This is a genomic window from Roseomonas genomospecies 6 (assembly GCF_008365375.1).
In the GTDB taxonomy this organism is placed as follows: Bacteria; Pseudomonadota; Alphaproteobacteria; order Azospirillales; family Azospirillaceae; genus Azospirillum.
The window spans coordinates 51,652-64,392 of sequence record NZ_QOKW01000024.1 but is presented as its reverse complement, the minus strand read 5'-3'; the positions used below and the strand labels follow the sequence as shown (position 1 = coordinate 64,392).

The 12,741-nt window shown below is 68.0% G+C and carries 11 protein-coding genes; 2 read left to right on the top strand and 9 right to left on the bottom strand.

Going from position 1 to position 12,741, the window contains the following annotated elements; translation table 11 throughout:
* Window positions 1-189: 189 nt before the first annotated feature.
* The 3 genes from DS843_RS23840 to DS843_RS23830 all read right to left on the bottom strand — a co-directional run bounded on the left by DS843_RS23840 (window position 190) and on the right by DS843_RS23830 (window position 2,906).
* Window positions 190-597, bottom strand: coding sequence for a hypothetical protein (locus DS843_RS23840; protein ID WP_149471327.1), 408 nt, complete (start codon window positions 595-597; stop codon window positions 190-192).
* Between the two features lie 4 nt (window positions 598-601).
* On the bottom strand, window positions 602-1,855 hold the full coding sequence (locus tag DS843_RS23835) for an MFS transporter (protein WP_208852300.1): 1,254 nt from the start codon (window positions 1,853-1,855) through the stop codon (window positions 602-604).
* A gap of 115 nt (window positions 1,856-1,970) precedes the next feature.
* Window positions 1,971-2,906 carry a LysR family transcriptional regulator gene (locus DS843_RS23830; RefSeq protein WP_149471326.1) on the bottom strand — a complete coding sequence of 312 codons (936 nt, stop codon included), beginning with the start codon at window positions 2,904-2,906 and terminating at the stop codon, window positions 1,971-1,973.
* A 111-nt stretch (window positions 2,907-3,017) separates the two neighbouring features.
* Between DS843_RS23830 and DS843_RS23825 the strand changes: the two genes are divergently transcribed.
* A complete protein-coding gene (locus DS843_RS23825) occupies window positions 3,018-3,479 on the top strand; it encodes an NUDIX hydrolase (RefSeq protein ID WP_149471325.1) in 462 nt (153 codons plus the stop codon).
* Here the strand turns inward: DS843_RS23825 and DS843_RS23820 are convergent.
* The 3 genes from DS843_RS23820 to DS843_RS23810 all read right to left on the bottom strand — a co-directional run bounded on the left by DS843_RS23820 (window position 3,442) and on the right by DS843_RS23810 (window position 7,645).
* The gene (locus tag DS843_RS23820) at window positions 3,442-4,263 is read right to left on the bottom strand and encodes a putative bifunctional diguanylate cyclase/phosphodiesterase (RefSeq protein WP_149471324.1); all 822 of its coding nucleotides are present in this window, start codon (window positions 4,261-4,263) and stop codon (window positions 3,442-3,444) included. The two genes, DS843_RS23825 and DS843_RS23820, sit on opposite strands and share 38 nt — an antisense overlap.
* Before the next feature lie 195 nt (window positions 4,264-4,458).
* A complete protein-coding gene (ychF, locus tag DS843_RS23815; RefSeq protein WP_149471323.1) occupies window positions 4,459-5,559 on the bottom strand; it encodes a redox-regulated ATPase YchF in 1,101 nt (366 codons plus the stop codon).
* A gap of 199 nt (window positions 5,560-5,758) precedes the next feature.
* Window positions 5,759-7,645: an ATP-binding response regulator gene (locus DS843_RS23810; RefSeq protein WP_286192283.1), complete on the bottom strand. Its 1,887-nt coding sequence runs from the start codon at window positions 7,643-7,645 to the stop codon at window positions 5,759-5,761.
* 195 nt (window positions 7,646-7,840) lie between these two features.
* Between DS843_RS23810 and DS843_RS23805 the strand changes: the two genes are divergently transcribed.
* A complete protein-coding gene (locus tag DS843_RS23805) occupies window positions 7,841-8,860 on the top strand; it encodes a chemotaxis protein CheB (RefSeq protein ID WP_149471321.1) in 1,020 nt (339 codons plus the stop codon).
* 10 nt (window positions 8,861-8,870) lie between these two features.
* On the opposite strand, the gene DS843_RS23800 is transcribed toward DS843_RS23805, so the two are convergent.
* The 3 genes from DS843_RS23800 to DS843_RS23790 form a co-directional block, all read right to left on the bottom strand.
* Window positions 8,871-11,147: a CheR family methyltransferase gene (locus DS843_RS23800; RefSeq protein WP_149471320.1), complete on the bottom strand. Its 2,277-nt coding sequence runs from the start codon at window positions 11,145-11,147 to the stop codon at window positions 8,871-8,873.
* Window positions 11,148-11,255: 108 nt separating this feature from the next.
* Window positions 11,256-11,831, bottom strand: coding sequence for an aminoacyl-tRNA hydrolase (pth, locus tag DS843_RS23795; RefSeq protein WP_149471319.1), 576 nt, complete (start codon window positions 11,829-11,831; stop codon window positions 11,256-11,258).
* Between the two features lie 89 nt (window positions 11,832-11,920).
* Window positions 11,921-12,532 (bottom strand): 50S ribosomal protein L25/general stress protein Ctc, encoded by a 612-nt coding sequence (locus DS843_RS23790; protein ID WP_149471318.1) that lies wholly within the window; start codon window positions 12,530-12,532, stop codon window positions 11,921-11,923.
* Window positions 12,533-12,741 lie beyond the last annotated feature (209 nt).

Here is a 12,741-nt window from a genome sequence, read left to right as displayed (position 1 = left end):
AGCAGTTCACCCTCCTGGCTACGGGAACATTTGCTGTGATGAGAAGTTGGCCTTGGGACCAACTTGATGCGGCATCCACCGCGTCTTCACCTCAACCAGTGTTGCTCTGAGGAATAGCCTGCTCCTCCTTGCGGGGGTTGTCAATACCCGAAACGTTGCTCCGTCACCGCTTGACGACGGGTTTTTTCGTCACTTGAACTGGAAGCCGACCGGGCGCTTGTCGTCCAGCGACACCACCGCGCAGCCGCCCAACGCCGGGCCGACCGACAATTCGCCGTAGGCGGTGACCGCCCCTTCCGCCTTCAGCCGCCCGACGAAGCCGTTTCCGTCGCTGCGGGCGACCCAGGCGAAGGGTATCCAGGTCTGGCGCACCGGCTCCCCGCCGGCGCGGACCACCGCGGTGAAGGCGTCGGCGGTCGGCGTGCCCGGCGGGAAGACGGCCAGCACGGTGCCGCCGTCCTCCTCGTTCAGGGCGGCCTGGGTCAGCGCCACGCCCGTCACCACCGCCCAGACGGCCAGCGCCAGCGCGCCGAGCGCCAGCGCGAAGCCGTGGCCGAAGCCGGAAGAAGAGGAGGGGGCAGGCGCCGGTTCCGTCATGGCCTTACGCTTTCGCTTCCGCCGCCAGGGAGGGGGCCGGCTTCTCGGCGATCGGCCAGTTCACCGCGGCGGCGGCCAGCGCCAGGACCACGCTGGCCCACCACACCACGTCGTAGGAGCCGACGCGCTCGTACAGCACGCCGCCCAGCCACACGCCGAGGAAACCGCCGATCTGGTGGCTGAGGAAGGCGAAGCCGTAGAGCATCCCCAGATAGCGCGTGCCGAACATCAGCGCGACGAGGCCCGACGTCGGCGGCACGGTGGACAGCCACAGCAGGCCCATCGCCGCGGCGTAGAGAATCACCGACAGTGGGGTGACCGGCACCAGGATGAAGAGAGCGGTGCACAGGCCGCGCAGCGTGTAGTTGGCGCAGAGCAGCACGCGCTTGCTCATTTTCCCGCCCAGCACGCCCGACATGTAGGAACCGACCACGTTGAACAGCCCGATCAGCGCCATCGCCCAGGAGGCGAGGCTGGGGCTGATCCCCGCCGCGGTCAGATAGGGCGGCAGATGCGTGGTGATGAAGGCGAGCTGGAAGCCGCAGACGAAGAAGCCGGTGACCAGCAGAACGTAGCTGCGGTGCTGGAAGGCCTGCCGGATCGTCGCGGCGAAGCCGATGTTCGCCCCGGTGACGGCCTGCGCGCTCTTCGCTCCGCCCGCCCCGGCGAAGGAGGAGGCGAGCACCGGGATCATCAGCATCGACGCGCCGAACAGGATCAGCGCCGTCTGCCAGCCATAGGCGGCGATGAAGGCCTGACCGGTGGGGGCGAACAGGAACTGGCCCATGGACCCCGCGGCGGTGGCCACACCCATCGACCAGCTCCGCTTCTCCGGCGGGACGATGCGGCTGAAGCCGGCGATGACGATGCCGAAGGACGCTCCCGCCAGACCCAGCCCGATCAGCAGGCCGGAGCTGAGATGCAGCATCAGCGGCGTGTCGGCGTAGGGCATCAGCGCCAGCCCCAGCGCATAGAGAATCCCGCTGATTCCCAGCACCAGCGCCGGCCCGTAACGGTCGCACAGCGCCCCGGCGAAGGGGGTGCCGATGCCCCAGACAAGATTCTGGATGGCGATGGACAGGGCGAAGACGTCGCGGCCCCAGCCGTGCGCCTCCGACAGGGGTGCGGTGAACAGGCCCATGCTGGACCGCGGGCCGAAGGCCAGCAGCGCGATCAGGCAGCCGCAGGCGATCACGAAGCCCGGCGTCCGCCAGGAGCGGGCCACGGCCGCTCCGTCCGCCCGGTTGCTGGTGTCCAATTGATCCTCCCTTCGCGCGGGCTGTGGCCGGTGCGGCAACGCTGGCCCGCTGCTCAACAGGGTGACACGATAGGCCCGCGCCGGGCGTCCATCAAATTCACAAAGAGAAAGAAGGTTATTCGGCGGCGGAATGGCAGCGCGCGGGCACCGGCTCTGCCTCCGCCGGGGGCAGCAGGTCGAGCAGGCTGTCCTCCAGCACGTCGAAGACCGGGCCGATGCGCCCCGTGAAGCGCCCGCGCAGCAGCCACACCGCGACGGTCAGCGCGAAGTCCGGCATTTCCAGAGCCCGCAGGCTGGCGGCCTGGGCCGTCGGCGCGATCAGCCGCAGCGGCGCCAGCCCGAATCCGAATCCGCGCGCCACCAGCGACAGCAGCAGCGACTGGTCGAACGCCTCCACCGTGACGTTCAGCCCCGATCCGTGCTCCGCCATCCTGCGGCCCATGGCGATCCGGTACTGGCACCCGTCGGGCTGGAGCACCCAGCCCAGCGCGTTCATGGCGGGCAGGGTCCACTCCTGCCGCGCCGCGAGATCGGCGGAGGCGATGATCCGCACCGGCTCGCGCGAGATGCAGACGGCGTCCAGATCGTCCGGCGGCATCTGGGCGTCGTGCGTCAGCACCAGCGCGCCGTCCAGCGTGCCGTTGCGCACCTGCTCGATCAGCGGCGTGCTCCAGTCCGAATGCAGGCGGACGGTCAGGCCGGGGAAAGCGGCGCGCAGCCGGTCCAGCGGCTGGTGCGCGGCGATGGTGGTCAGCACATGGGCCACCCCCAGCCGCAGCAGCCCCTGGGGCTGGGCCGCCCCGGCGAAGGCGTCCGACAGCTCGTCCGCCGCCTTCAGCACGCGGTGCGCGTGGGCCAGCGCCATGTCGCCGTCGCGGGTCAGGGCCAGCGGCTTGGTCTGGCGGTCGAACAGCGGCACGCCAAGCTCCGCCTCCAGCCGCTGGATCAGGCGCGAGACGGCGGATTGGGTCAGCCCCAGCCGATGCGCGGCCTCCTGCACGGACTGGGCCTCGGCCACGGCGACGAAGGTGCGGATCTCGTTGAGCTTCATGGCGGCGTCCGGGTGGCGGTTCGTTCGGCCTCATGGCCACTGAAATTCGGCCACTGGAATCCAACTGTCCGCCTGGGTTAGCGTCGGGTCAAGCGCAACGAGGGAGTTTCCATGTCCGCCACAGAACACGCCGACCGTACGGCCCGCGAATATCCCGACCGTCCCTGGGTGGGGGTGGGCGCGGTGGTGTGGCGCGGCGACCGGGTCCTGCTGATCCGCCGGGGCCGCCCGCCGCGGATGGGGCAGTGGAGCCTGCCCGGCGGTGCCCAGTCGGTGGGCGAGACGGTGTTCGAGACGGCGGTGCGCGAGGTGCTGGAGGAAACCGGCCTGCACGTCGTGCCGACGGAGGTGGTCACGGTGGTGGACGCCATGACGCTCGACGACGCCGGGGCCGTCCAGTACCACTACACCATCGTGGAGGTGGCGGCGGACTGCCCGGAGGGCGAGGCCGTCTGCGCCGACGACGCGCTGGAGGCGGTGTGGGCCACCGTCGAGGAGGCCGCGGAACTGACCGAGTGGGACGAGACGGAGCGGGTCATCCGCCTGTCGGCGTCGCGGCGAGCCGGCGGATGAAGTCCGGCACCTGACCCTCGTCCAGGGGCTTCGCCAGCAGATAGCCCTGGATGCGGTCGCAGCGGTAGGCGCGCAGGTACAGAAGCTGGTCGTTGGTCTCCACCCCCTCCGCGATCACCTGCATGCCCAGCGCGTGGGCGAGATCGATGACGGCGCGCACGATGGCTGCGGCGTCGCGGTCCTGCACCATCGCCTGGGTGAAATGCTTGTCGATCTTCAGGGCCTCCACCGGCACGCGGCGCAGCAGGGATAGTGAAGAGTAGCCCGTCCCGAAATCGTCCAGCACCAGCCGCACCCCGGCGCCGCGCAACTGGGTCAGCACCTCGCGCGAGGAGTCGCTGTGCTCGAACAGGGCGGTTTCGGTCAGCTCCAGCTTCAGGTTGGCGGCGGGCAGGCCGGTTTCGGCCAGGATGCCCAGAACGGTGCGGGCAAAGCCGGGATCTTCCAACTGGCGGGCCGACAGGTTCACCGCCACCGGCACGTCGGCGATTCCACCATGCATCCAGCCCGCCGCGGTCTCGCAGGCGCGGCGCACCGTCCATTCGCCCAGAATGTTGATGGCGTCGCTGGTTTCCGCCATGGGGATGAAGACGTCGGGCGGGATCACCGTCCCGTCGTCCAGACGCCAGCGGGACAGCGCCTCGAACCCGGTCAGGCGCCCGCTTTGGGCGTCGGCCTGCGGCTGGAAGGCCAAGCGCAATTCGCCGTGCCGGATGGCGTCGCGCACGCGGTCGGAGAAGGTGCCGGGACCCGGCGCGATGGTCGCGTTCTGGTTCACCGCCATGTCCCCTCCCGTCCTGCCCTCGGCTGCCGTCTCAAGGCAGTAACAGCCGAAGCGGGATTTGTTAACCATATCTCAGGGGTATTTAAGCGGTTTTTCCAGAATTACGAAAGGGTTAACGGACTCCCCGACGGTGATAAGATTGGGTGGCGTTAACCCTTCTCCCCCGGAGAGGAGAAGGGTTGCGTGACTGTCCAATCAAACGTTGAAGCGGAAGTGGAAGATGTCGCCGTCGTTGACGACGTACTCCTTGCCTTCCTGGCGCATCTTGCCGTTGTCCTTGGCGCCCTGCTCGCCGCCCAGCGTGACGTAGCTGTCGAAATCGATGGTCTCGGCCCGGATGAAGCCGCGCTCGAAATCGGTGTGGATGACGCCCGCCGCCTCCGGGGCCTTGGCGCCGCGGCGCACGGTCCAGGCGCGGGCCTCCTTCGGGCCGACGGTGAAGAAGGTGATGAGGTCGAGAAGCTGGAAGCCGGCGCGGATCAGCTTGTTCAGGCCGGTCTCCTCCAGGCCGAGGGATTCCAGGAACTCCTGCTTCTCGGCGGCGTCGGAAAGCTGGGCGACCTCCGACTCGATGGCGGCGGAGATGACAACCATGCCGGCGTTCTCGGCCTTGGCCTTCTCGGCGACCTTGGCGGTCAGGCTGTTGCCGGTGGCCGCGGAAGATTCCTCGACGTTGCAGACGTAGAGGACGGGCTTGGCGGTCAGCAGCATGAACTGCTTGAACACCGGCCACTCCTCGTCGCTGACCTCGACGACGCGGGCCGGCTTGCCGTCCTGAAGGACCTTCAGCGCGCGCTCCATCAGATCGGCCTTGATCTTGGAGTCCTTGTCGCCGCCCTTGGCCTTCTTCTGGAGGCTGGTGAGCTGGCGCTCCAGGCTCTCCATGTCGGCGAGCATCAGCTCCGTCTCGACCACCTCGGCGTCGCGCAGGGGATCGACGTTGCCTTCCACATGGGTGACGTCGTCGTCCTCGAAGCAGCGCAGGACGTGGACGATGGCGTCCACCTCGCGGATGTTCGCCAGGAACTGGTTGCCCAGACCCTCACCCTTCGAGGCGCCGCGGATCAGGCCGGCGATGTCCACGAATTCGAGCTGGGTCGGGATGATCTTCTGCGACTTGGCGATGGCCGCCAGCTTGTCCAGCCGCGGGTCGGGCACGCCGACGCGGCCGACGTTCGGCTCCTTGGTGCAGAAGGGGAAGTTGGCCGCCTCCGCCGCCTGGGTGGCGGTCAGCGCGTTGAAAAGGGTCGACTTGCCGACGTTCGGCAGGCCGACGATGCCGCAATTGAAGCCCATGGGGGTGCTCGCCGTCGGAAATCTCGGGAATTGGGGCGCTTTATCCTACGTGGAGCCGCAAAGCGCAAACGGGAAGTGGGGGTGGGGCAGGGCATCGGCGCGGGCGGAGCGGAAAGGGCACGAGCTTTTGGGTCAGCGATTGCGCCATGCCGGCGCCCACCGGCTCCAGGTCCGTCGGCCCGCTCAACGGGCGGCGGCGTCAGGAATGGAGCACCTCGCCCAGCGCTCCGGCCAGATCCGCGGGCAGCACCGGCTTGTGCAGCAGGCGGCAGCCGAGCGACATCGCTTCGCGCAGCCGTTCCGGGGCGGTGTCGCCGGTGATGATGACCCCCGGCACGGGCCAGCGCCGGCGCACCAGCTCGACCACCGAACGTCCGGAATTGCCGCCGGGCAGGCGGTAGTCGGTCAGCACGACGTGCGGACGCCGCAGGCGGGGCAGGATCGCCGCCAGTTCCGCCGTCGAGGACACGGCGACCACGCGCAGGCCCCAGCGCTTCAGCATCATGGTCATGCTGCGGCGGACCTGCTCGTCGTCCTCCACCAGCAGCACCGTGTGCCCTTTCAGCCTCCGTTCCTGGTTCGCGCCGCCCAGGGCGGGCACCGCCGTGACGCCGGCCTCCGGCTTGCGGGCGTAGGGCACCGTCACCGAGAAGACCGACCCCGCCCCGACCCGCGACCGCAGCGCCACCTCCACCCCCAGCAGGCGGGCGAGCCGCGACACGATGGACAGCCCCAGCCCGAACCCCTGCGCGGCGTTGCGCTCCGGGTTGTTGAGCTGGCGGAACTCCTCGAAAATGGCGCCACGGGCGTCTTCCGGAATGCCCGGCCCGTTGTCCCACACCTGGAACTCCACCCCGTTCGCCCGCCGGCGGCAGCCGATCAACACCCGTCCGCCGGCATCCGTACCCTTGGGCCGGCCATGCGCGATGGCGTTGGACAGCAGGTTGCGCAGCAGGCGCTCCAGAAGATGCGGGTCGGTGGACACCGCGACGCGGGTGGTCCGGCAGCGCAGCTCGACCATCGACGCTTCGGCCAGGCCGCGGAACTCCTCGGCCAGACGGCTCATCAAGGCCGTGGGCACGAAGTCGGTGACCGACACCTCGATGACGCCGGCCTCCAGCCGGGACAGGTCGAGCAGCCCGCTCAGCATGCCGTTCAGGCTGTCGATCGAGGCCTTCAACCGGAGGAGCGATTCGCGGGCGACCGGGTCCGCGCCGACCGCCCCCTGCAGGACATGGGCGTAGAGGGCCGCCGCCTGGATCGGCTGACGCAGGTCGTGGCTGGCGGCGGCGAGGAACTTGGTCTTCGCCCGGTTCGCCGCCTCCGCAGCCTCCTTCGCACGCCGAAGCTGCTCCTGGGCTTCCTTCCGTTCGGTGACGTCCTGGAAGATCACGGCGATGCGGCGCTGTTCGGGGGCACCGACCTTGAAGACGTAGAAGCTGATCCACTTCTCCAACGGTGCCGCGTAAAGCTCCGTCCGCACCGACTCGCCGTCGCGCGCAGCGCGGCCGAACACCTCGTACCAATGCTCTTCGAAGGCCGGGCTGATCTCGCGCAGCCGCCGCCCGACGAAATCCTCGCCGGTCACGCGCCGCGCCGCGGGATTCATGTCCAGATGGAGGACGTCCACCGGGCGGTCGCCGTCGAAAAGAACGTCGGCGAGGAGGAACCCCTCGTCCATGGCCTCGAACAGGGTTTGGAATCGCCGCTCGCTCACGGTGAGCTGGGCCGTGCGCTCCTCGACCCGCCGTTCCAACTCGGCGTTGGCCCGCTCCAACTCCTCGGTTATGACCTGAAGCTCCTCGTAGGAGGTCTGGAGTTCCTCGGACAGGTGGGTTTCGTCCCGGCGGAGGACGCTGAGCCTCTGGTCGGAAGCGGTCAGAGCGTCGAGCAGCTCCGACCGGCGGGTTTCGGACTGGGCGAGACGTTCACGCAACGCGGCGATCTCCTGCCGCTGCGCGTTCAGTTCCTCCTCCATCTGGACGCGGTCGGCGGCCAGGAGGCGCGCTTCCTCCTGCGCATCCTCCGCCGTCACCAGGGCCTGTTCCAGGCTCCGGTCCAACTCCGCGACGCGCTGTTGCAGCAAGATGCGCTCGGAGTCCCGCGTATCGTCCCCTGCGCTGATCGGCACCGGCTTCCCCACGCTCCCCCCTTCTCCCGGGAACGAATGATTGCACAGCCCGCTCAACAGTGCGCGCGTGGAAAAGTGATAGGACCAAAGCTGGAATTTCTTCGTCGCAGTGTTGTTGTCACTTGGCATGCAAAATATCGATTCCGGTCCATGGACAAGAGAAGCATCCTGGCTGTTGGCGCCTCGGCCGGCGGGATCACCGCCCTGAAGACGCTGTTCGCGGCAATGCGGCGCGACGTGACGGCAACGGTCTTCGTCGTCCAGCACATCGGCGCCACGCAGAGCGTGCTGCCGGCCGTCCTGTCGCGCGCCGGATGGCTTCCGGCCTTCCATCCGGAGGATGGGGAACCGGTGCGGCCCGGCTGGATACACATCGCCCCGCCCGACCACCACCTGCTGGTCAAGGACGGCTGCGCCCTGGTGCGCCGCGGGGCGCGGGAGAACCGCTGCCGCCCCGCCATCGACCCGCTGTTCCGCTCGGTGGCGGTCGCCTATGGGCCGCGGGTGGTTGGGCTGATCCTGACCGGCACGCTGGACGACGGGACCGCCGGGCTGCGCGCCGTGAAGCGATGCGGCGGTGTCGCCGTGGTTCAGGACCCGGAGGACGCGGAATGGCCGAGCATGCCGCGCAACGCCCTGCGGCATGTGTCCGTGGATGCCTGCGCCCCGCTGTCCGACCTGCCGGCGCTGCTGGCCCGCCTTCTGAACGAACCGCCGGGACCCGCCGTGCCGATCCCCGCCGACATCGCGGAGGAGGCGCGCATTTCCGAGAGGGAATTCGACGCCGTGCCGGAGTCCACCGCGTCCGTCGGGCGGCCCAGCACCCTGAGCTGCCCCGAATGCGGCGGCAACCTGGTGGAGATCGAGGACGGCCCGCTGCTGCGCTTCCGCTGCAAGGTCGGGCACGCCTATGCCCCCGAAACACTGGCGGCCGGCCATCGGGAATCGATCGAGCAGGCCATTTGGGTCGCCCTGCGCACCCACGAGGACCGCGCGGTCATGTTCCGGCGTCTGGCCGATCGGGCCCGGGAGCATGGGCACGTCATCATCGAGACGAAATGGACCCGGGCGGCGCGGGAGGCCGAAGGGAGCGCCGCCTTGTTGAAGAATGTGCTTGCCGGGCCGGGACAGGAGCTGGCGGGCGGCATGGCTGCCGAGGGGGAGGATTGACGGAGCCGCCCTATTCCACCTCCGCCGTCCTGCCGCCTTCCGCCCCCAGATGCTGGCGCTCGGTCGTGTCGTGCACGATGGCGAGGAGGATCGGCGGCTGCTCCCCGCCGAAATGCTGGAGGCAGACCTCCACCGGGTAGGCGCCGGGGTGGCTGCCCTCCATCACCGTTTCGAAGACGACCTCCATCTTCTTGCCCGACAGGAGAGGAGCGACGAGAGCCCGGAACCGTTCCGCCGACACCTCGGGCATGAGATCGTGGACGGCGAGCTGCTTCAGGTGGTCCAGCTTGTAGCCCAGTTTCGTCTCGGCCCCGCGGTTCACCAGAAGGAAGCGGAAGGTGGAGGGGTCCAGGAAATAGACCTCGTTCAGGGATTCGCCGATGACGCGCCCGAGGTAGCCGGCGAAGGCTTCGGTGCGGGTCTGTTCGGTGACGTCCTCGATGATCAGGACGACGCCGTGCGCCTCCCGAACCTCGTACAGCAGCGGCGAGAGCCGGACCCGGCAGGTCGCCGCGCGGCCGCGCCGGTCCACGGCGTTCAGCATGGCCGGCGGCTGCGGCACCCCGCTTTCCAGGACACCTTCCAGATGGGCGCGCAGCCGTTGCACCGGCAGGCCGATGTCGAGGGCGAGGAAATGTTCGCCCTGCACCTCCTCCGCGCGCAGGCCCCACATGTTCTCGCCCCAGCGGTTCCAGGACCGCACGCGCAAGTCCTCGTCCAGGACGATGATGCCCACATCCATGCTGCGCAGGATCGATTCGGAGTAGCGGCGGAACTCGCCGGACTCCTCGCCCTGGCGGCGCAACTCCTCGTTCGCGACCTCCAGCTCCTCGTTGGCGGAGCGCAGCTCCTCGTTCATGGTCTCCAGTTCTTCGTTGGTGGACTGGAGTTCCTCGTTCGTGGTCTCCAACTCCTCGTTGGTGGACTGGAGTTCCTCGTTGGTCGTCTCAAGCTCTTCGTTGGAGCTTTGCAGCTCCTCGATGGTGGTCTCCAGGCTTTCCTGCGCCGCTTCCAGCTCCTGCTGCACCTGGAAATGCCGGCTGGTGTCGGTGAAGCCCAGCAGCGTGGCGAACGGCTTCCCGTCGCGCCCGTAAAGCAGGGAGATCTCGATGGTCAGTCGCATCGGCTCGCCCGGCGGGCGGGTGAACTCCTGATGCTCGATGCGCACCATGCGCCCGGTCTTCTGCACCTCCTCGATGCGGGAGCGCAGCTCTGCCGGGCGGTAGGAGATCGACAGATCCTGGAACGGGCGCCCGATGTCGATCTCGCCGACGTCCAGAAGCCGCCGGGCCATGGCGTTGGCGAAGACGAGGATGCCCTCGCCGTTGACCGACAGATAGGCCGTGGCGCTGCTGTCCACGATGCCTTCCATCAGGCGGGTCTGGAAGCTCTGCCGGTGGTTGTTCTGCTCCGGCGCGATGGTCAGGCTGCCGCCCGGGCTGCGCCGCCATTCCTGCGGCACCTTGCGGAAGATGCGGCTCTTCAGGTTCACCGGCTCGAACATCTTGGAGCGGGCGAGCTGCGTCTCCGCCTTGCCGAGGAACAGGACGCCGTCGTTGGTCAGCGCATAGTGCAGGCGCGGCAGAACGATGTTCTGGGTCTCGCTTTCCAGATAGATCAACAGGTTGCGGCAGACCAGCAGGTCGATGCGCGAGATCGGGGCGTCGGTCACCAGATTGTGCCGCCCGAAGATCACGCATTTGCGCAGATCGCGCAGGAAGACATAGTGGTTGTTGGACCGCTCGAAATACCGGTCCAGCAGCGGTGGCGGCACGTTCTCCACGTCGCGCGGCGAGTAGATGGCGTGCCGGGCGATGTTCAGGGCCGCGTCGTCCAGATCGGTGGCGTAGATCTTCACCCGGTCGATGAACTGGTCCTTGCCCAGCGCCTCCGCGAACAGCATGGCGAGGGAATAGGGCTCCTCCCCCGATGCGCAACCGGCGCTCCAGATGCGGATGGGACCGTCGTCGGACCGCTGCGCGAGGATCTGCGGCACGACCTCCTTCCTCAGCACGTCCCACGCCTCGGTGTCGCGGAAGAAGGACGTCACGTTGATCAGCACGGTGTTCAGAAGATGGATGAATTCCTGCGGATCGGCCTCCAGCAGGCCGTGGTAGGTGGCGAAATCCTCGCAGCCGGCCTCCTCCATCCGGCGGCGGATGCGCCGTTGCAGGCTGGTGCGCTTGTAGCCGCGGAAATCGAGTCCCCGGCTTTCCTGGATGTAGCGGATCAGCGCCTCGAATTCGGGATCGGCGGGTTCTTTGTCGCTGAACTCTTTGCTGGACATGGCGGCCACGCGGCTTGAGAGGACGCCATCATATCGGCATGGCGGCGCTTGCCTCAACCCGTCGCAATTTTCCCTGCCGTGGGCCGGGAAACGTCACTTGGCAAAATCTCATTTGGCGGGCGCGGTGGCCAGGGTGACCTTGTTCATGAAAGTCTCGGCTTGGCCCTTCACGACCAGGGGGAAGGCGTCGGCGACGGCGTCGATCAGCGGGGCGAGCCAGCTCTGCTCGGCCTTGGCGAAGTCGTGCAGCACATAGCCGCTGACCCGGTCCTTGTCGCCGGGATGGCCGATGCCCAGGCGGATGCGCCAATACTCCTTGCCGAGATGCGCGTCGATGGAGCGCAAACCGTTGTGCCCGCCATGCCCGCCGCCCTTCTTCACGCGGATCTTGCCGGGAGGGAGGTCCAACTCGTCATGGATGACGACGACGTTCTCGGGCTTCAGCTTGAAGAACTGGAGTGCGGCGGCCACCGACTGGCCGGAGAGGTTCATGAAGGTCAGCGGTTCCAGCGCGATCACCTTCTCGCCGCCGACCGTGCCGTCGGCGGTCCGGCCCTGGAAGCGCTTGCGCCAGGGGCCGAAGCCATGGCGGCGGGCGATCTCCTCGACCGCCATGAAGCCGATGTTGTGCCGGTTGCGCGCGTACTCGGCGCCGGGGTTGCCCAATCCCACCAGCAGCAGCATGGCGAGGTCTCCTCATCTCGAAACAGCATAAGCCGGAAACGAAACAGGGGGCCGAAGCCCCCTGTCGCAACCCACAAGGCGGCTTCCGGTCAGGAAGCGGCGGCCTCGGTGCTCTCGGCCTCTTCGGACTTCAGGCCCGACGGGGCGACGATCGTGGCGATCGTGAAGTCGCGGTCGGTGATGGTCGAGGCCACGCCCTCCGGCAGCTTCACCGCGGAGATGTGGATCGAATCGCCGACGTCGAAGCCTTCGCAGGAGATCGTGATCTGCTCCGGGATGTTGCCGGCGGAGACGGTCACGTCCAGCTCGTGGCGGACGATGTTCAGCACGCCGCCGCGCTTCAGGCCCGGCGACTTCTCCTGGTCCACGAACTCGACCGGAACCTGCACATGGGTGCGGGTGTCGGCGGAGACGCGCAGGAAGTCGACGTGCAGCGGGACGTCGGTGACCGGATGGAACTGCACGTCGCGCGGCAGGACCCGGTGGGTGGCGCCATCGACCGTGATGTCGAACAGGTGCGTGAAGAAGCCCGCCTGGTTCAGAACGCGGGTGAACGCGAACTTCTCCAGCGAAATCATGATCGGGGCCTGCTTGTCACCGTAGATCACGGCCGGAATGCGGCCATCACGACGGGTCTGGCGGGCGGTCCCCTTGCCGGCCCGGTCGCGCGTTTCGGCGCTGAGCGGAACGATCTGCGTCATCGGATGAACTCCTTGAACGGAAAAAAGCGCCAGCCTCCAGGGGTGCTGACGCGTGGGCGCGGTGATTAAGCCATGCGGGGCGCCGCGTCAAGGAAAGAGTCTGGACATCAAGGAAAGAGTCTGGACATCAAGGAAAGAGTCCGGACATCAAGGAAAGCGTCCCGACATCCGCCGGATGGCGCCCATGAAAAAGCCCTTCCCCCGCGAAG